General features: G+C 61.6%; 18 protein-coding genes. 8 read left to right on the top strand and 10 right to left on the bottom strand.

The features are described 5' to 3' along the window. Positions 1-26: 26 nt before the first annotated feature. The 4 genes from OKW43_RS35620 to OKW43_RS35635 all read right to left on the bottom strand — a co-directional run bounded on the left by OKW43_RS35620 (position 27) and on the right by OKW43_RS35635 (position 5967). Entirely contained in the window at positions 27-2849 is a 2823-nt protein-coding gene (locus OKW43_RS35620) for an ATP-binding protein (protein WP_429453119.1), read from the bottom strand. Next, complete coding sequence (locus OKW43_RS35625) at positions 2846-3979, bottom strand: substrate-binding domain-containing protein (protein ID WP_429454728.1); 1134 nt, start codon at positions 3977-3979, stop codon at positions 2846-2848. Before OKW43_RS35625 ends, OKW43_RS35620 begins: the two co-directional genes overlap by 4 nt. A gap of 248 nt (positions 3980-4227) precedes the next feature. Continuing rightward, a complete protein-coding gene (locus OKW43_RS35630; RefSeq protein ID WP_429453121.1) occupies positions 4228-5034 on the bottom strand; it encodes an SDR family NAD(P)-dependent oxidoreductase in 807 nt (268 codons plus the stop codon). Between the two features lie 129 nt (positions 5035-5163). Then, positions 5164-5967, bottom strand: coding sequence for an SDR family NAD(P)-dependent oxidoreductase (locus tag OKW43_RS35635; protein WP_429453123.1), 804 nt, complete (start codon positions 5965-5967; stop codon positions 5164-5166). Positions 5968-6309: 342 nt separating this feature from the next. On the opposite strand from OKW43_RS35635, the gene OKW43_RS35640 reads away from it, so the two are divergent. From OKW43_RS35640 to OKW43_RS35650, 3 genes are all read left to right on the top strand, one after another. Beyond that, positions 6310-7452: a phosphotransferase gene (locus tag OKW43_RS35640; RefSeq protein WP_429453125.1), complete on the top strand. Its 1143-nt coding sequence runs from the start codon at positions 6310-6312 to the stop codon at positions 7450-7452. Between the two features lie 167 nt (positions 7453-7619). Beyond that, positions 7620-8513 (top strand): spirocyclase AveC family protein, encoded by an 894-nt coding sequence (locus tag OKW43_RS35645; protein ID WP_429453127.1) that lies wholly within the window; start codon positions 7620-7622, stop codon positions 8511-8513. Between the two features lie 47 nt (positions 8514-8560). Beyond that, positions 8561-9436, top strand: coding sequence for an enoyl-CoA hydratase-related protein (locus tag OKW43_RS35650; protein WP_429453129.1), 876 nt, complete (start codon positions 8561-8563; stop codon positions 9434-9436). 18 nt (positions 9437-9454) lie between these two features. Here the strand turns inward: OKW43_RS35650 and OKW43_RS35655 are convergent, their stop codons facing one another. The 5 genes from OKW43_RS35655 to OKW43_RS35675 form a co-directional block, all read right to left on the bottom strand. Then, positions 9455-11035 carry an AMP-binding protein gene (locus tag OKW43_RS35655; RefSeq protein ID WP_429453131.1) on the bottom strand — a complete coding sequence of 527 codons (1581 nt, stop codon included), beginning with the start codon at positions 11033-11035 and terminating at the stop codon, positions 9455-9457. Next, a complete protein-coding gene (locus OKW43_RS35660; protein ID WP_429453133.1) occupies positions 11032-11910 on the bottom strand; it encodes an alpha/beta fold hydrolase in 879 nt (292 codons plus the stop codon). Before OKW43_RS35660 ends, OKW43_RS35655 begins: the two co-directional genes overlap by 4 nt. Positions 11911-11928: 18 nt before the next feature. Continuing rightward, positions 11929-12846: an NmrA family NAD(P)-binding protein gene (locus OKW43_RS35665; protein ID WP_187633623.1), complete on the bottom strand. Its 918-nt coding sequence runs from the start codon at positions 12844-12846 to the stop codon at positions 11929-11931. A 263-nt stretch (positions 12847-13109) separates the two neighbouring features. Continuing rightward, positions 13110-14093, bottom strand: a complete 984-nt coding sequence (locus OKW43_RS35670; RefSeq protein WP_187633622.1) for a phytanoyl-CoA dioxygenase family protein — start codon at positions 14091-14093, stop codon at positions 13110-13112. Positions 14094-14132: 39 nt separating this feature from the next. Next, positions 14133-14561 (bottom strand): carboxymuconolactone decarboxylase family protein, encoded by a 429-nt coding sequence (locus tag OKW43_RS35675; protein WP_008917662.1) that lies wholly within the window; start codon positions 14559-14561, stop codon positions 14133-14135. A gap of 179 nt (positions 14562-14740) precedes the next feature. On the opposite strand from OKW43_RS35675, the gene OKW43_RS35680 reads away from it, so the two are divergent. Then, entirely contained in the window at positions 14741-15715 is a 975-nt protein-coding gene (locus tag OKW43_RS35680) for a GlxA family transcriptional regulator (RefSeq protein WP_312892546.1), read from the top strand. A 13-nt stretch (positions 15716-15728) separates the two neighbouring features. Here OKW43_RS35680 and OKW43_RS35685 read toward each other — a convergent pair whose 3' ends face one another. Beyond that, positions 15729-16709, bottom strand: a complete 981-nt coding sequence (locus OKW43_RS35685; protein WP_429453136.1) for a LysR family transcriptional regulator — start codon at positions 16707-16709, stop codon at positions 15729-15731. 271 nt (positions 16710-16980) lie between these two features. Between OKW43_RS35685 and OKW43_RS35690 the strand changes: the two genes are divergently transcribed. From OKW43_RS35690 to OKW43_RS35705, 4 genes are all read left to right on the top strand, one after another. Beyond that, positions 16981-17880 carry a LysR family transcriptional regulator gene (locus OKW43_RS35690; protein ID WP_429453138.1) on the top strand — a complete coding sequence of 300 codons (900 nt, stop codon included), beginning with the start codon at positions 16981-16983 and terminating at the stop codon, positions 17878-17880. 149 nt (positions 17881-18029) lie between these two features. Next, positions 18030-18815: an SDR family NAD(P)-dependent oxidoreductase gene (locus tag OKW43_RS35695; protein WP_429453140.1), complete on the top strand. Its 786-nt coding sequence runs from the start codon at positions 18030-18032 to the stop codon at positions 18813-18815. A gap of 283 nt (positions 18816-19098) precedes the next feature. Next, positions 19099-19296 (top strand): hypothetical protein, encoded by a 198-nt coding sequence (locus OKW43_RS35700; RefSeq protein ID WP_187633618.1) that lies wholly within the window; start codon positions 19099-19101, stop codon positions 19294-19296. Further along, positions 19293-19607: a hypothetical protein gene (locus tag OKW43_RS35705; RefSeq protein ID WP_429453143.1), complete on the top strand. Its 315-nt coding sequence runs from the start codon at positions 19293-19295 to the stop codon at positions 19605-19607. Before OKW43_RS35700 ends, OKW43_RS35705 begins: the two co-directional genes overlap by 4 nt. The last annotated feature ends 17 nt before the right edge of the window (positions 19608-19624 follow it).

The raw sequence follows: 19624 nt of genomic DNA on the forward strand, positions 1-19624 counted from the left end.
CGTGGGTTCGGCTTCCCCGGCTCGAATCATCGAGTTTGGCTCGAGTCCAGATATTGCTCGACGAAGTTGAGGACCGCCTTGGACCGATAACCCTTCGCCAGCCGGCAAAGGTGGTCTGCGAAAGGACGATAGCGTTCGTCAAGCTCGGTCACATGTGTGGCGTATTGCACGATGGCACGCATGTCGCCGAGTCGCGCCAGGTGGTGCAGCGCTTCCATCTCCTGCGGCGGCGGCGCGATCAAGGTCCCGGTAAAAGGAGCGGTAGCGGTTGCAGCCGTTTGGCCCGGTCTTGCAGCTGGGGCTTCGTCGCTCCACTCGACATTTAGCAGAGCCGCGACCTGTGTCAATAGCGCACTGAGGTCGATCGGTTTGGCGAGAAAGGCATTCGCCCCCGCCGCCAGGCTTTGTGCGGCATCGGTCCCCGACGCGCGTGCGGAGACGGCGATGATCGGCAGCTCCCGGAACTCCAGCATCTGGCGCAAGCGACGCGTGGCTTCGAGCCCGTCCATCCCGGGCATCACGACATCCATCAGGACCAGCGCAGGATGCAAGGCTCTGGTTTTCTCCAGAGCTTCCGATCCGCTCGCGGCCTGGGCGATGACGAATCCGAGCGGGCCAAGCATATCGACCATCAACGCACGATTCTCCGCCACGTCATCCACGATCAGCACGGTCTTGCGCGGCCCCTTGTAGCCGCTGACGAGCCGTTCGGACGCGGCGACAGCCGCCGGAGGCGCCACCACCTGGACGTTCAGTTCAAACGAGAAGACGCTGCCGGTATCGCGGCGGCTCTCGACACGGATCTCGCCGCCCATCAGGCGCACGAGTTGCCGGCTGATAGCGAGGCCGAGCCCCGTGCCGCCCAACCGGTGGCGGGCGTCGCTCACTTGCTCGAAAGGTCTGAAGATCGCCTCCAGGCGCACTTCGTCTATGCCGATGCCGGTGTCCTGGACTTCGAAACGGAGCCGCGCGGGCGGCATGAATCCGACGCTAAGACGCACGCTGCCCTGGTCGGTAAATCTGATTGCATTGGAGAGCAGGTTGAGCAGCACCTGGCGCAGCCGTATTTCGTCCACCAGCACACCCGCGGGCAGATCGTGCGCCATCTCGCAAGCGAAGGCGAGGCCCTTCTCCGTTGCCTTCACCCGAATCGTCTCGGCGATGAAGTAGATGAAGCGTTCGAGCGAAACGTCGGACAGATTGAGCTCCATTCTTCCGGCCTCGATTTTGGCCATATCGAGGATATCGTCGATCAGCGTAAGCAGATGTTCGCCGCTGCGCTGGATTACCGTGAGCCCGTCGATCTGGCGTTGATCGAGGCTCTTGTCGCGTCTGAGGATTTGTGCGTAACCGAGAATCCCGTTGAGCGGCGTGCGCAGTTCGTGGCTCATGTGCGCGAGAAAGTCACTCTTTGCCTGGTTGGCCGCATCGGCATGGTCCTTGGCAACGGCCAGTTCCACCGTTCGTTCACAGATCATGTCTTCGAGGTGCTCGCGATAGCGCCGCAATTCCTCTTCCGCACGCTTTTGCTCCGTGATGTCGCGTGAGATCCCGAGCAGGTACTGCGGCTCGCCGCGCATATCGAAGATCGGGATCTTCATCGTGTGCACCACGCGCAGTCCATCGCGCGTATGAACCCGCTCCTCCGGCACATCGACCATCTGTCGCGACTCCAGCACGGCTCGATCCTTCAGCGCGAAGAATTCAGCCTCGTCCGCGGGAAACAGGTCGTGAACGGACCGGCCGATGAGTTCCTCCCGCCGGTAGCCGAGCAGTTGTTCCGCAGCCTTGTTGAAGCGCACGAACTGCAGGGTCGACGCCTCCTTGACGAAGACCGTGTCCGGGATGTTTTCGACGATGTTGTTCAGAAAGTTCTCGCTCTCCCTGACGGCCTCTTCCGCGTGCTGGCGTTCGGCGATCTCGGCCGCCTGGCCCGCCAGTGCCGTGCTGAGTTCAGCCGTGCGCTGCGCGACGCGCGCCTCGAGTCCGGCGTTGAGTTCCTTCAGTGCGTCCTCGGCCTGGCGGCGCCGGCGCCGGTCTTCGAGAAACTGCTCGACGGCGCGCGCCATGTCGGCAATCTCGTCGCCGCCTTGCACGGGGACCCCTGCTTGTGTACTTCCGGAATCGCCATGCCGCAGGAAGTGACTAACCCGGCGCAGCCGCGTCACGACATGGCGCCCCAGGAATTCGCGGGCAATCAGCCAGGCGAGCAGCAGGCTCACCCCGACTCCGACGCTCACCCATCTGCGGGTGCGATCTGCCTGATCGGCCAGACGCTGGACTGCTTCGCGGTAGTCGCGCGTCAAATAGTCCGACTGCTGATGAGACGCGACGGCGAGGCCGTCGGCCGCGCGACGCAGATCGCCGTCGAGGCTGGCCAACGACACGCCTGGCCGTTGCGCGGACGCCGGCCCAGTTCGGGCGTCGAGCGCGGTCTCGCGCACCTGCGCCTCGATGTTGACGATGTTGCGAAAGCGCTGGCTCGACCGATATAGCGCCAGCGCGTCGACACCTGGTTCGTCGCTTGCGGTCGCGGAGGCCAGGCGGTCCACCAGGCTGTCGAACGACGCCAGCTGTTCAAGCACATGCCGATGCGTTTCGCGCACGGCCTCGACCGTATCGTCACGCGACAACTGCAACGCGAGGCGTTCGATCGTCAGCGTGCGCTGCGCCAGATCCTGCGCATCCGCGAGGCGCGCCAGCCGCTCTCCGGCCAACTGGCGGATCGAGTGTGCCGAACCGGCCAATGAGTAAATCGTCGTGGCACCGACCAGGACCACCAGCGCGGCCAGGCACGAAACCACGAGCGCGAACTGCGCGGTGAGCGACTGTGGGAGCGGGAGTTTCACGGGCGTTGCCAGATCCGACGGTAGATGTCGCGATAGTCGTTGTCAGGGTCGTAGAGTAGACGATTGCCGCCGTCCCGGGCAATGTTGTCCGCGGTCACCAGATGCACCGGGCTCACGTAACGCGTGACGCTTTCCCCGGCGAAAAGTCTGTTCATTTCGTCGACCAGCTGCCATCCGTGCAGATTCAGGGGGTCAGCCACGGTGCCCGTCTGGAACGTGCCCGTGCGGATGCGCAGGAAGGCAGACTCGCTGCCGTCGCCGGCCGACAGCATGATCATTGCATCGTTTGGCATTCCCGCCTGGGTCAGCACGGGGACGGCATAGTCAAAGTAAATGTCGTTGATCGCCAGCGCACAGGTCCAGCGCGGGCCGTAACGCGCGAGCAGGGCGCGTGTCGCGCCAGGCATCAGTTCCTGGCTGTGTGAAATGGGCATGTCGCGCACTTCAAGCAAGGTGCAGCCGCTGCATGCGCGCACGATGGCAGCCATCGTATCGGCCTTGTCCCGTGCAATCCGGAAACTGCTATCGGTGAAGATGACGACGCCCGCATGCCCGCCGGACTGCACGATGGCCGCCAGTGCGGTCACGCGCGCGACCTCGAGCGGGTCCGTCGACACGTTCATCGCGACGGGCGTACCTGGCACGGGTCCGGGCTGGGTCGCGACATGCCAGCCGACGATCGGAGTGCTTCGCTCGGCAAACGGCCGCAGCCCCGGCAGCAGCACGCGTGCATCGCCGCCGGCGATGATCAGACCGTCGGGGCTGCTTGCCAGCGCATTCGCAAGCATCTTCAGCCGCAGGTCTGCCGCGCCGCCGGAGTCGAATATCTTCACGCTCCAGCCCATGACTCTGGCCGCCTCCAGTACGCCGTCAACCACACCGAGGATGCCACCGTTGCGCAAATCCTCGGCGACGACGGCGATGCGTTTGCCTGGTTTCGCGGGTGGGCCGTTGCGCGGCCCACTCCAGGGTGCGGCGGGTCGCGTAGCGGCGTCGACCACTCGCTTCGCCTGGGCAAGGAAGTCCTTCCCGTCGACCGGGGCTGCGGGCGTGGGGGCAGGAGACACACTCTGCATCGTGGCGACCGACAGCACACACCCGCATGCCAATGCCAGAAGGATGCCCCTCATGCTGTTCCCCATGGGCTCCATTGACGTCGATTGGTGATCATTGAAGGACGTACCGAAGCGGCGCTCACGGAGGAGCTCGTGAACAGGATATTACACCCCGATGCTCGCGTGTCATCGGTCACGCACCGGCGCGGACGACCGAAGCACCGGGAACAGAGCCCGGTTGCGAACCGCCTTCAAGTTTCATCCGATAATCGTTGCTCTATCAGTGATGTAGCTCTCGTATGTTCATGCGGTACCTTGTCCGCCTAGCTGACCATGAAGCCGCCGTCCGCAGCGATGATCTGACCGGTGACATAGCTTGAGGCAGGGCTTGCGAGAAAGAATACGCTCTGGGCAACCTCGATCGGGGCGGCCATTCGTCCCATCGGAATCCGTTCTGCGCCGACGATCGGCCCTCGAATCTTGAATGTCGCGCTGATGGTCTTGCCGCCCTCGCTGGCCATGCCGCCTGGAAGGATTGAATTGACGCGGATTCCGTCGGCCGCGAACTCGCTGGCCAGTGATCGCGTGATGCTGTCCACGCCGGCCTTCGCGGCGTCGTAATGGGCGTTGACGCCCCACAGCGTGGGTCGAAGCGCGCCAACGGAGGAGATGTTGACGATCGAGCCGCCGCCGCCCTTCGCCTTCATGCGCGTGATAGCCTCGCGGCAACACAGGAACGTGCCCCGCAGCGTGACGTCCTGCATCTGGTCCCATTGTTCGACGGACATTTCAAAGAATTCGGCCTTCGAACGGTGCGCCGCGTTGTTGATCAGAATGTCGACACCGCCAAACTTCGCATCGACGGCTGCGAATAGTGCCTTGACGGATGCTTCATCGGCCACGTCGACTTTGCACGGCATCGCAATGCCGCCGTCCGCATCGACATCCGACGCTGTTGCAGACGCGGCATCGGGGTTCAAGTCGGCAATCACGACATTGGCGCCCGCCTCGGCGAGCAGTCGCGCAGTCTCGCGGCCGAGACCTTGCGCAGAGCCGGTAACTATGGCGGTCTTGCCCGTGAGATTGAACATTTGCGCGAGGCGCACGCCGATCTGGGTTTCACTAAACATGGAATGCTCCGTTTTGCGTGTCGAGGAAGGTCGCGCTGTTCGGTTCGCTTAAGTCTTGCCGCTGCGGCCCAATCGTTTGTAGTTCATCGGCATTCACCAGACAGTGAAAATGATTGGGTGCGGACGTCTTCAGCTAATCAGAAATCCGCCGTCGAGCGTAATCGATTGGCCCGTCATATAGCGGCCTGATGGCCCTGCGAGGTACAGCACCGCGGCCGCAATATCGGCGGGATCGCCCCATCCGAGCGGCAGACGTCGCTCCGCATCGGTCCCGGGTCCCGTGAGCTTTCCGGTTTTCAGGCGAGCCTGCATATCCGGATGAAACTGAACCTTGCCGGGCACTGCACCGGGAAGCACGCAGTTGACGAGAATCTGGTCGCGGGCGTAGTCCAGCGCTGCGGAGCGCACCAAACCCGCTACGCCGGCTCGCGCGGCACCGTAGGCGCCATTGCCATTCAGTACGGCATGCGTGGCTCCCATGGTCGTCACGTTCACGATGCGTCCACCCCGGCCTGCGGCGAGCATGTGCCTGATCGCTTCTCGCATGCAAAAGAACACAGACTTCAGGTCGATCGCCATCACTTCGTCCCAGGCGGCTTCGGAGAACTCCGTAAGCGGCCCGTTATTGGTCATGGCCGCGCAATTGACCACGATGTCCGGGGTACCCCAGGCTGCGCTGACCTGATTGAACAACGCAATCACGGAGGCTTCACGTTCCACGTCTGCCTCGATAGCGATTGCTTCGCCGCCCGCCGAAACTATCTTGTCGACGACCGATTGCCTATGCGCTGCGCTGTGATCGGCGACTACGACCCGTGCACCAGCCTCGGCCAGCACAGGGGCGATATCGATGCTGGAATTGCATCCCTTGTCAGTCACGACAGCGATTTTTCCGCCGATGCCGAATAGCCGCTCTAGCAAGGATATGGTCATCGAGTTGTCTCCAGGGAGCTATGTGTCGTCGTTTTTTAGGAATTCTAGCGACAACGTCCGACGCGCAATGGTTACCGTGGGGAACAATTAGAGTGAGCCAGTTTCACTAATCCGCGCGCTAACGAACGGCAGGAATGAAGCGACTGAGCGCCGTGCTAGCGGGCCTCATCGCAACGGTGAGCGAAAACACGTACGCCGTTCTAAAAACGCAACGACAATACCAGCCGGGATTTCCCTCGTTGCGGGTCTTCAGACGTGCCGCGCAACATGCGCGTGGAGAACGTCGGCCCGGCAATGATGATGTCGGCGCGAACGCCCATATAACTCACAGGAGGCGTCAAGATGAGTGTTGCGAAAAGAAGCCCCGCACAGATGGAATCGCACCGACCGCAGCCAGATACCGGCACGCTTCCTTTGCAGGTTGAGGACATCACTCGTTCGTGGCTGACGTCGGCGCTCGCGCGCAGCCATGAAGGGGTAGCCGTCGAATCACTGGACATCGACGAGGTGATGTACGGCACGGCTACCAAAGTCAGGGTGCGTCCTGCTTACAACGCAACAGGGCGCGAGCTTGGCTTGCCGGAGTCGCTGATCGTCAAGGGCGGTTTCGTTCCCGAGTATCGGAACTTGAACGCCTACATCTACGAATACGAGGCGAAGTTCTTCAGGGAAGTCCATCCCTGCTTGCATGCAAATGTGCCTGCCTGCTTCTACGCAGAGACCGAAAGTCGAAGCGGGCAGTCGATCGTGATCCTCGAGGATCTACGTTCACGGGAGGTGGAGTTCTGTCGCGTGCAGCGGACGCTGACGTTTGCGCAGGCGGCGGCAAACCTGGACGCGCAAGCGCGGTGGCACGCGCAGTTCTGGCAATCGCCTGCGCTCGAAAGCGATGGCGAACTGGCGTGGCTCGCGTCGCAAGACCCGCTGCCCGATGGCGAGTCCGGCACCTATCACTGGGGCCAGTTGAAACCCGAGGTGTTCGCCAGCTATACCCAGTTGCCGCGCGGGGCGGCCGTGCCTAAGCGGTTTCACGATCGTGACTGGATGGAGCGGGCGCTCCTCGATCTGCGCGCTTTCGACCGCATCGGGCCGATGACGTTTCTCCATGGCGATGTTCACCTCGGAAACCTGTATTTCGACCGCGACGGCACGCCCGGGTTTCTCGACTGGCAGTCATATCGACGTGGACCGTGGGCTCATGACGTCACGTACTTCCTGATATCGGCTCTGGATATCGCGGATCGGCCGAGATGGGAGCGTGCGTTGCTCGAATACTATCTTGAGCGGCTCGCCTTTCACGGCGTCGACGACCCGCCGTCATTTGAAAGCGCGCTAGATGCCTACCGGCGCCACATCGTCTATGGGCTGTTCTTCTGGCTCGTGAATCCAGTGGAGTGGCAGGTGGAAGTCAACAATTGTGCAGTTGCGCCAAGGTTCGCAATGGCGGCACTCGATCACGAGGTTCATGACCTCATGGGTCGATAACCCACCAGGCGTCGAGCGACACGCACTTGACGCCGCCATCTCCGCAGGAGTACAGTTTTACGATCGATATTCAAGAATGTGAATGCCGGGAATAATGTAGGAGGCAAAGCATGTCGGAAATGGTCGCTCGACGCAGCACAACCTGGCCCCGCGTGTATGCGTGGGCAGTGCTCGGTGCGCTGTTCGCTTTTGCACAAATCCGCGCCTACGTCGCATGGATTCGTTCGGAGGACTTCCGCCCCGTCGAGATGGGCGCGGATCCGCTACCGGAATCCGTGAAGGCGACGATCGACCATTACCAGTGGGTCAGCGTGCTGATCCTGATTCCCGTAGCGATCTGGTATGTGTACGGAATCGTCAAAAGTCGCCGCATCGACGCGGTGCGTTTGATGATGATCGGCTGGCTCTCGGCATATTGGCTTGATCCGTGGCTGGACTTTCTTCGCCCGATGTTCACCTATAACGCCTATGCGTTGAACTACGGCTGCTGGTGTCGCTTCATTCCATTCTGGCAATCGTCCCATGCTCGCATCGCTGAGCCTATCCTGATCGACGCGCCAAGCTACTTCTATACCTTTACAGGCACCGCCGTAGTGGCGTTGTGGGCGATGCGCGCGGTCCATAAGTGTTGGCCCCGCGCGGGCAACGTGCGACTCGCACTCGCTGGCTTTGCCGCCATCTGGATGACAATGGGGTTGCTCGACATCGCGGCCAGCCGCTTCATGGGCTTCGACGCGTGGCCGGGTGCGTTCCAGCGCGTCTCCTTCTGGGGCGGTCACTACTACCAGTTTCCGGTCTATGAGTTCCTGCTGTTTCCGTCTGTTTTCGTGGCGTCGGCTTTCCTTCTGCTAAACGTCGACGAAGACGGATATACGGCCATCGAGCGAGGTGTCGATCGGGTCGGGTGCCATCCAGCGGTGCGCACGGCGCTTCGGGTGCTGGCTTTCATCGCGTTTTGCAACATACTGAATCTGGCCTACACGACCGCGATGGGTGTGCACGCGGTGTACGCCGATCCGTGGCCGGCGGATATGCCGAGCTGGCTTGCTAAGAACGGTTAGGTAGGCGCACAGTGCCCGCCATCGTCGAACGCCACAGCGGATAACCGATGACGCATTGCAAGCCGCATCGCTTCGCCGACGTCGAGTATCGTGTAGAAGACGAAATCGCTATCGTCACGATGAGCCATCCGCCGGTCAACGGATTAGGTCTAGGCATCCGTCGCGGACTCGTCGCTGCGTTTGAAGCGGCCCGGCGCGATGCGCGGGTTCGCGCGATCGTACTCAATGGCAGTGGACGCGGCTTTTCCGCGGGAGGTGATATCCGCGAGTTCGGCACTTCCGCTGCCACAGCTTCGCCAGCGTTGTCGCTGCACGTTCATCCGGTGATCGAGGCGAGCGACAAGCCGGTTGTAGCCGCTATCCACGGGTTTGCCATTGGCGGTGGTCTGGAAACCGCGTTGGTGTGCCACTACCGTGTGGTCGCCGACAATGCGCAGATCGGTCTGCCCGAATGCAAGCTCGGCGTGATCCCTTTGTCCGGCACGCAGCGCTTGCCGCGTGTGCTGGGCTTCGCAAAGTCGATCGAATTCATTCTTGGTGCTCAAATCGTGCGCGCGGGAACCTTCCGGGGCACCGCGTTATTTGACCGGATCGTCAATGGCGATGAGCAGGAAATGTCGCGCCTTGCGATCGAGCTTGCGCGAGAGAAGATAGGCGGTACATCGTTGCCATTGATTCGCCGGTTGCCATTGCCTGATCGCGATCCGGTTTCCATTGTCGCTGAAGCGCGCTCACGCCTCAGTTGTAGCGATGCAATAGAAAGCCAGTGTCTGAATGCGATCGCCGCCGCAGCCGAGTCGCCCGATTTCGATGCCGGCATGGCCGCGGCGCGTGCGATCTACGATCGGCTCGTTTCGTCCGAACAGGTGTTGAGGCAACGAGATCGGTTTTTCAAGTCGCGCCGGGACGGCTCCGCTCGGTAAGCACCAGCCGATTTGCCACTACGCGGAAAGTTGCTTGCGCAGATCGCCTTTTCGCACCTTTCCCGAAGGCGTGCGCGGCAGCTCTGCAACGATGCAAAGTTGCTCGGGCGTCTTTTGCTTCGCCACGCCCGCGGCGGCAAAGTGGGTCTGGACTGCGCTCAGGTCGAGCGACGTGCGTTCGTGCAACACGACGACCGCACAGACTCTTTCGCCATATCGTGCGTCTGGCTGCGCCACGACGGCGACATCGCGCACGGCCGGGTGAGTGGCAAGTACTCGCTCTACTTCGAGCGACGATATATTTTCTCCTCCGCGAATCACGATGTCCTTCTTTCGATCCGTGATGGTCAGGCAGCCGTTTTCGTCGAGACGGCCGATATCGCCGGTCCGGAACCATCCGTCGTGAGTGAACGCGGCCGCATTGAGCGCCGGGTCGGTGTAGCCGACAAACAGCTCCGGTCCCTTGAGCAGAATTTCGCCGTCGCGTCCGGCAGGCAGGTCGCTGTCCAACTCGTCGACAACGCGCACCTGCGAGCCGGGTTGAATGCGGCCGTCCGTGCAGGCCCGGATGTCAAAAGGCGAATCGGCCCAGCCGACACTCACTGTCGAATGCTCGGTCAGTCCGTACGCGCGGGTTCCCGCGAATCCGGCCCGATCGGCCATGGCGACGTGCTCCGGCGTGACACCCGTACCGCCCAGACCGTAACAAGCGAGGGACGCCAGGCTGCGCCCGTCGCGGCGGGCGGCTTCGAGGAGCCCCTGCAGATGAAACGGTGTGCCACCCGAAAGGCGCACGCGATACTCGTCGACCAGTCGCGCGGCAAGCGAGGCGTCCCATCGGTCCATGAACACCATCTCGGTGCCTGTAATGAATGGACGCAACAGAAAATTGAAGCCTGCAATATGGCCAGCAGGGAAGGGCGTCAGATACGGCCCTGGCCCATCGATGAACGGAATCTGCCACTCCGCGCCTACTGTGCGATGAGAGTGCTGCACGCCTTTGGGCGACGTTGTCGTTCCTGACGTGTACAGCAGCAGGCAGATGTCTTCCGACGTTGGCGGGTCAGCAGGGCGGTGTTCATGCGTTGTCGCGGCGAGTCGTTGCAGCGCGCCAAACGTGATGCCGTTCGAGGGCGCCCGATCGCCAACGACGATAACGCGCTCGAGGTCGGGCGTGTCGCGGAGCGCGGCGACACGCTCCAGGTAGTCGGTTCGGGACCAGAAATCGGGCACGCACAGAACGCGGGCGCGGGATTGTCGAAGGATGAAGCCGACTTCGGCGGGACCGTAGATGTGTACGATCGGCACGAGTACCGCACCGATCTCCAGTGCAGCCAGATACAGAAGCGCAGTCTCGCGCTGTGTGGGAAGTTGTATCGCGATCACATCGCCTCGACGCAGACCGATGGCTGTGAGTGCCTTGCCAATCTCTTTCGCGTCGTGCAGCAGGGACTCGGTCGTGCAAGTGTAGGCACCGCCCTGGGTATGAAAATGGAGTGGCGTCGCTCCGTGCTTTTCGACGGCGCGCGCAATCAGGGCCGCGAGAGGCAAACCGCTCGACCACGGCGCAGTTTTCGATTCGCGCAGATTGGAATTCATGCTAACAAGGCTCGCAAGAGGCTCACCAGCGCGAGTGGCTGGTCAAGCATCATGTGATGGCCTGCGCGTGGCATCGTGATCGGACCCTTCGCGCCGGGAATCGCAGCTACGATGCGGCGCGCGCGATCGGCGCTGACCACGCTGCTGCACTCGGCGTGAACGTAGCTGACGGGAACCGCGATGCGGCTCAGCAGGTCTTCTTCGCCTTCGACCGGCTGGAGATTCCGCAACTTCGGGTCAAAGCGCCATACCCAGCCGTCTGCGGTTTGACGAAGTGATGTCTGCGCGAGATGCTCGAGCAGCCACGGCTCGCAATCTTGTTCCGGGATGAGTCGAAAGCGACTGACCGCAGTATGCCAGTCCGGATAGGGACGGGGCGGCGGGCGTCGTTCCACTACGGGCAAGGTTTCGCCGCGTAGCATGAAATACGAATCGAGCACGACTGCATGCGAGAGACGGTCGGAAAAGGTCGCGCACGCCTGGAGCAGACGCGATCCGCCGAAACTGTGGCCCACCGCGACGCACGGTCCAGAGCCGATTGCATCCACCACAGCGACGAGGTCGCGCACGAAAACGTCGGCGCTGTATTCCCGCCTGTACGCGCTGTCGCCCATGCCGCTGAAATCCAGAGCAAAGACGCGAAAGCGATCGGTGAAGAAGGGTGCAATGAAGTCCCACCAGTGCGTGTGCCCGAGAAAACCGTGTGTGAAGACGAGTGGCGGCTTACCGGTGTCTGCGGCGTTCCACGAGACATAGTGGACAGTCACCCCGCCGCCTTCGGTGAAGTGAGATCGACGCGGCTCGGCCAGGGCATGGTCGAACCATGAAGGGACACGGTCATTCATTGCGGATTTTCCATTGCCTGAGGCTTGCACACGCGGTCCACAGACCAGCTATGCGAGTACGATGTGCTGTCGATTCGCGTCGATCCAGTCCAGCATCGGGGTGAGCTGAACACCACGTTCGGAAAGCGAATCGATATCGACGCGATAACCGACCGCGTTGATCCATTCCTGTGCATTCACCCATCCGGTTGAGAGCCCCTTTGCTCGGGCTTCATCTGGTGACACGTGCGAAACGTTGATCTGTGCGCCCAGAACATTGTTCAGGCGATGCGCAACTTCAGACATCGTGAGCTTTTCCGACGCCAGCGGCACTGTCTCACCGTGCCACCGTTGCGGATCGCTTAGCGCGCTGGCCGCGAGCGCGCCCACGTCGTCGGCGGCAATCCAGTCGAGTCGTGCGTCGGATAGCAACGCGCTGAGCAGCAAGCCTTCGCGCAGGTGCGGAAACATCGCGCCCGCTTTCGGCTCAGCGAGATTGTCCATCATGAATGCCGGTTGCAAGACCGTCCACGATTCGAAACCCGCGGCGCGAACGGCCTCTTCCACGTCCCATTTGTCCGTCCAGTATTTTCGGTTCCAACGTTTCTCGCTCCAGCCAGGAAACGTCTCATGATTGCCGGCCTGCGCCACGGAGGTGTGAACGAACTGCGGGACCTCCGCGTTGCGCGCTGCGTTGACGAGCGCAAAACCCTGGCGGCGTTCCCTGTCGCTGCGATCAAAATCAGGCAGGAGAACGGAGAAGACGGAACCGACGCCCTCCATCGCTTTTGCGAGCAAGTGGCGGTCGTCCAGATCTCCCCGTAGCGCCTGCGCATCCATTTCGACGAGTGCCCGCGCAACCGGCGAGTCTGGATTTCGTGTCAGGAAGCGTACATTGCGTCCAGCCGCAAGAAGATGGCGAGCCGCGGCGCCTCCTTGTGCGCCAGTGGCGCCGATGACGAGTACCGCGCCGGATGAATCGATCATGACTTGTCCCGAGGTCGAACGTTAGACGTTGGCCAGGCGTGTCACGCTTGGGCAGCTTGCGCGTGATGCTGCTAACCCGGTGACAGTCATTGCAGGCGCGCGGCCTCGTGCCCAGCCAGCATTCGTTCCGATATTAGCACGATGTTCAGAAAACCGCGAGCAGCGGATTCGGTGATCGATGCTCCGGAATTGCCACGCCAGAGAGCAAGGCGAATGGCGCGAGGCGCAAAGACGAAGCTTCGTCTTTGCGCCTGACACGACGATCAATGCTGCGGGCGCAGCGTTTGAACGAGGCCGCCTTCATGCGCCACGATCACCTCGGATCCCGGCTGATAAACCCCGGCAATTTCGTCTCCGCGCAGGCGGTTGCCCTGGAGGCCGCGCAGATAACTCGTGTCGTCGAGTCGCAACACATGTTCACCCTGCGCGTCGCGCACGACGATCTGGTCCGATGCGATCGACGTTAGCGTGCCCACATAGGGCAAGCGGGGCTCAAACGGGAAACTTCCGCCGTGCGGCAGGATGCGCGTGTCGAGTGACAGACGAAAACGGTCCGAATGATTGCTGAGACCAGAGTGCGGCGTGCGTCGGCTCATCAACAGGACGTCGCCCAAGCGGTAGTTGGTGCGGCGCCATGCGTCTTCTGGCACGCTCGCGAGATCGATGGGGACGATTTTGTCGCCGTCCTTCCTGTGCAGGCACGCAAGCTTATGCAATCCTTCGGCCACGGCCAGTCCGCCGACTTGCGCATCGATATCACTCAGCGGAATCCAGCAGATGATGAAATCGAGGCGGTCGCTGTAGATCGCATCTTCATGAATGAAGTCGAAGCGGGTGCGGCTTTTGTCGATAGCGGGCGGCGACGTGCGGTATTCGGTGAAAGGTACCCAATAAAGCGGTACGCCGAAGAGCCGCTGAAAGAATGCACGAACTGCGGGGTCTGCCATCACGGTGCGTGCCGCACGCTGCTCGTTCATCGCCTTCACGGGAAAAAAGCTGAAATTTTCGCGGTCTTTGCCAGTCCATCGCACGTCCCGGTCGTTGCGGTCCACGAAGCCGTTGCGGTCGAGGTGATCGACTAGCAGACCGCGCATGCGCTCCAGCGGCTCGTGGTCGAGAACGTCGCGAAAGAACAGATAGCCGTCTTCGTTCCAGCGTTCTTGCAGCGCGGCGTGATCGTCGAGCAGATCGTTGGAAACGTTGAAGTCGCGCATCGTCGGCACGATATCCACGCTTGGTGTGCTCATCAATTGTCTCCTTTAGTCGCAGGGCGCTCTGATGTCGGCTCACAGCAACCCGCGTTCTTCCGAAGTGCGGGTCGTGGTGTCGATGCCAAGTTCCCGCAGCGTCTCCAAAACGGCCGTGGTAGCGGAGGCGACGGCCGGGAAGCCTGCATACGGAAGCGCCTGAATCAGCACCCCTTCGAGTTCGCGTGCGCTCAGACCGTTGCGCACGGCAATGCGGACGTGGTTCTTCAGTTCGAGCGTCTGCCGGCTGGCGATGAGAATGCCCAGCGTGACGAGGCTGCGCTGCTTGCGCTCGAGTTTGTCGTCGCCCCATACATCGGCGAACGCGTAGTTGATGGCAAGGCGTGAAATGTCGGAACCGAAGCCGGTGGACTCGCTTGCGGCACGTAAGCCCGCTGCCTTGTCTTCACCCATGATTTCGCCGAATACCTTTAAGCCATAGGCAAGTTTTTCTTCGAGGCTCTTCATTTGTGTCTCCTGTTTAACCGCGGCGGCGCGGCTATTGATAGCGGATGCGACTCCGTGTTCCCGCCGTTCCTGTCGCCGGCGATACCGACGATGATGCGTGCTAAGATCGCGGCGAAAGAGGATCAAAATCTGCATATTGGGGGATCGAAATTCGCAAGCCCACCGCCCCGACCGAGCCAGTGAAGGACGTTGCCGCACTCGTGCTGCCAGGCAGTTATCTGTCGAGCGTCGGCGCGCTGGTAGACGGATTCGCGCTGATTGCACGACAGATATTCACCCAGTTCGCACCCCCGTACCGGCACACGATGAAGACCCAGGTACGCCTTCTGGGCGCCGACGGAAACAGCCTGGAGTTCGCCGGCGGGCGAAGGATGGAGAGTGACGGGAACCTGCTCGGCGATACCGAGTACCGCATCGTTTATGTACCGGCTTTCGCCGTGGCCAGTGAAGAGGCGCTTGCAACGCTGCTCGACCACGCCGGGCCCGTGACGGAATGGTTGCGCTGGCAGCGTGCGCGGGGAGCGGTGTTGGCCGCGAGCGGCACGGGAGGAGCGCTGCTCGCGCAGGCGGGGCTGCTCGACGGCGGCGCAGCGGCGGTCCCGCGAGTGCTCAGAAGCCTGTTCCGGTCGCGCTTCCCAAAGGTGCGCGTGGACACTGGCTCCACGATCGCCGAGCACGACGGCGTGCACACTTGCAGCGTGCCCGCAAGCGAGTGGCAACTCGTGGCCCGCCTCGTCGATCGTGCAATATCTCCGCATACCGCCCAATGGCTCGCATCGACGACAGGAACGGACGGCGAGCGCGAGGAAGGCCGCCTGACGAGCGACGATCCGCTCGTGAGCAGCGCGCAATTCTGGCTCGCTCAGCGCTTCGCTCAGGACTTCAAGATCAGCGCGCTGGCGGACCTCCTCGCCGTCAGTCACGCCACGTTGCTGCGGCGCTTTACACGAAGCCTGGGCATGACGCCACGTGCCTATGCGAGCTCACTGCGCATCGAGTCTGCAAAGCGAATGTTGCGTAACACGCAGATATCCATCGAGCAGATCGCCGTGATGGTCGGCTATTCGGACGTGCGCGCATTTCGCAACATCTTTCACAAGTACGTTTCGACGAGTCCTTCTGCGTATCGGCGGCGCGGCACGGATCGCGAATGAAAGCGGCCAACGTTCAGGCCGAATATTTGTCGAGTTCCGCTTTGCCGATATCGGTTGTCCGAAAGCGTTCAAGGAGATAGTCCACGAAAACCCTGACTTTCGCGGGCAGATACTGGCGGTGCGGATAGTGCACGTAAATGCGTGGCCCCACACCGTCCGCCTCGTCTGCGCGCACCCTGTATTCGGGAAGGACGATCTTGAGTGCTCCGGAATGCAGATACGGCAGCACCACAGGCACCGAGGACGGCGTGATGCCGGCACCGCTGATCGCGGCGATGAGGCTGACATTCGGCTGACCCGCCACGGTGAGGCGGCCGCGGGGATGATGGATGAACGTTTTTTCCCTGCGCGCGGCGCCTTTTCGTGTGCTTCCGGGCAAGCGTTCGATATGAAGCGCTGCGAGTCCAAAAGGCATCCGGATGCCGACGAAGTCATGTTCCGCCAGTTCATCCGGTGATTGCGGCACGCCCTTGCGTTCGAGGTAGTCCCGGCTCGCGACCAGTACGATAGGGTAGCCACACAGCGGACGGCAGACATGGTTGGTCCCGCGTCCCCGCGCGTGCTGGATGCTGACGTCGACACCGTCATTGACCAGGCTTGGCGCAGTTTCGTCGTAGTTGATGTCGATTTCGACGAGTGGATAGCGATGAAGAAACTCCGCGATCACCGGAGTCAGACAATGCCTTCCGAACGTGGGCGTCACCGAAACTTTGATCAATCCCTCAGGATGCTCGGGGCTGCGCCGCACATCCGCGACGGCTTCGTTCAGTTGACTCAACAACGGCGCCACGCGTTGAAAGAACTGCCGCCCTTCGCTCGTGAGACTGAGCTTGCGGGTGGTCCGGTTGAAAAGACGCACGCCCAGCTCACGCTCCAGCGCGGCAATGCTCTTGCTGATGGCAGGCGGTGTGACCTGGAGCCGGGTGGCTGCGGCGATGAAGCTGCCGCAACGGACGGCCTGAACGAAAGGCTGCAGGTTTCGGATTTCGGGCATCGTCAATTAATGAAAAAAATTACATCAATCGACGTAATCGAGATTTGTCATGTTGTCGAACCCGAAGTTCTCTTGCCCCATACCTGTTCCAGCTCATCCGAGCCGCCTCGGTCATTGTTCGTATTGTAGAACGGCATTCTAAAGCGTATGTTGAACGGTGTTGGACGTCAAGATAGTGCGCACCCGATATGGCCAGGGTTCGTCCGCAGTGCACCGCAGCGGGACAAAGGCGATATGCTGGCGGCACCCGATATCAAAGCCATATCACGTCATGGAATTGCGGCATCTCAGACACTTCGTCGCGGTTGCGGAGACCCAGCACTTTGGCCGTGCGGCTGCGCGCCTGGGCATGGCGCAGCCGCCGCTCAGCCAGTCGATCATGCGGCTGGAGGAGCAGCTTGGTATCAAGCTGCTCGAACGTACACCGCGAGGCGTTTCGCTCACACCCGCCGGAGCCGCGTTGCTCGCGGAAGCGAAGCCGCTGATCGCGCAAGCGGAGCTGGCCGAGCGGCGCGTGCGGCAAGCCGCCGACGAACTGGCGAGCCTGAGCGTAGCGTTCGTGCCGATGTGTGCGCTGCGAATCATGCCGCTAGCCATCCAGGGGCTTCGCAAGCAATGGCCGGGCGTTGACGTCCGGTTGATCGAGCGCGGCAGTGCTTTGACCGTCGCCAGCGTGAAAAACGGCAGCATCGACCTGGGCGTGGTAGTCACCAGCTCGGCGGATGTCTCCGGTTTGGAAAGCGTGGTCATCGAGCGTCTGCGTGTGGTGGCCGCGGTTCCGGCGAAGTGGCCCGTCGCGGCGCAGCCTTCAATTCGTATCGCGGATCTCGCGCGATACCCGCTCATCATGTTCCCTCAGCAGATGTCGCAGCCGCTGTTCGCTGCGTTCGAGACAGCGCGCCGCGAGGCGGGGCTGTCGCCGCGGGTGACCCAGCAAGCGCGCCATCCATACACGATGCTCAACCTCGTGTCTCATGAACTGGGCATCGGTCTGATGCTGGACTCGGCGCGATACCTGCCCGTCGAGGGTGTCGCCTTCGTCGACATCGAGGATGTTCCGGCTTCAGGCGAAACTGAGGTGTCGCTGGTGTGGGCGGATAGGCCTCACAAGCCCTACCACCGTTCGATGCTCGACATCATGCGCGATATCGCGTCGCCGGCGGCGGGGTGATACGCAATCGCACTGCTCCACAGCTTCGTCCATGTTGCTCCTTTCGTCATCCGCTTCTCGTTCACCTTGACACGCCAAAGTGACGTGTTTATCTTTGCGAATGACGTTCAGAAAACAACCCGCTCGCGCGGCGAGCCAAAGGAGGAGCAATGAGCACGAATGTGGCGAGTCTTTTCAATCTCGATCAGAAAGTGGCGGTGGTAACCGGGGCAGGCTCAGGCATCGGTCGTGAGACGGCTTTGCTGCTGGCGTCGGCGGGCGCGGCGGTGGTCGCAGCGGACCTGAATGAGGAAGCGGCGCAGCAGACGGCCAAACAAATCGAAAGTGCGTCTGGCAAGGCTATCGCGGTCAAAGTGGACATCGGCGATGAATCGTCGATTCTTGCGATGTACGAAACGGTGCAGGCCAAACTTGGGCGCCTCGACATTCTCGTGAACAACGCGGGCATCTATCCGAAGACGCAATTCGTCGAGACGTCGGCGGAAAAGTGGGACAAGGTGCTCGGCATCAACTTGCGCGGCACCTTCCTCTGCATGCGCGAAGCGATCAAGCGAATGCAAGGTGCCAAAAGCGGCGGTTCCATTATCAATATTTCGTCGGTGGCTTCGCTACAGCCGGTGATTTTCGACAACGGTGACTACGGCGCATCGAAGGCGGGTGTTAACAACCTCACCAAGGTGGCAGCTCTCGAATTCGCAGCAGACGGAATTCGCGTGAACGCAGTGCTGCCCGGCGGCGTGGCAACCGAGGGCGCGGCCGCATCGACGAAGGTTCATCAGGCCCACGGGCCGATCACCCAACCTGGCCGAATGCCGCTCGGCCGCATCGGCGTCGCGTCCGATATCGCCAGGGCAGTGTTGTTTTTCGCGTCGCCGGCATCGGACTATGTCACCGGTCAGCTTCTCGCTGTCGACGGCGGCTTCCAGGTCTCCTGATCGCTCGTCTGCGTGTCACTTTCGAATCGCTAAGCTGCGTCGAGAACGCGGCTTAGCGCTGCCATTCCCTTTCCTCGATTGATTGCCGACCCGTTCGCACACACGTCCATGTGCGTAGCGGGCGCTCGCGCATGTGCATCGGTCTATTGCGTTGTCGGGTAGTGAAAACACCGACGTCATTAATTGAACGACCTGTTGCATAACCATATTCCATGGCCTAGGATGTCCATCAAGAGGCGCCATGCAAGCGCCCGAGAGGCATAGGCCTGATCGGAGACATGCGATGTACTTTCTCGACAGCGATTTACGTGGTCCTCTTGCGGACTATACGTACGACTATCGTCGCCAGCGCGCTGAAAAGCGCGCTCCGTCGTCGGACGAATCGGCTCGCGCAAAACCATCGAATTGGGCCGCGCGCGTGTTGGGCACGATGGCGCCTCGTATTCTGGGCAAGCTGCGGACGGAGGGCCGGGCGCGATGAAAACGCTGACTCGCGAGAGCGCTCGAGAAGCGCGTAGAGTATGGCTCCCGCTCATTCTGCTGTCGATTTCGGCGGCGGCGGTCTGGCTGCTGCAACGCGATCTGCGCATGGAAGAGCTAGGCCGGTCGGCACTCTTCGACGTCGTGATGATGTTTGCCGTGCTTGGGGCGACGGCATTGGCGGGCATCATCGGATGTGCGATTGCGAGCCGTGCGCGAGCGCAGGAAGCTGATTTGTCGACAGGCGAGGGTTATTGCTTCATTGGCGCCGTGATCGGTGCGGTCGTCTTTTTTGTCGCCATGACTATCTAACGGTAGAAACCATGAAC

This window comes from Paraburkholderia sp. WC7.3g, from assembly GCF_050436345.1.
Lineage (GTDB): Bacteria > Pseudomonadota > Gammaproteobacteria > Burkholderiales > Burkholderiaceae > Paraburkholderia > Paraburkholderia podalyriae.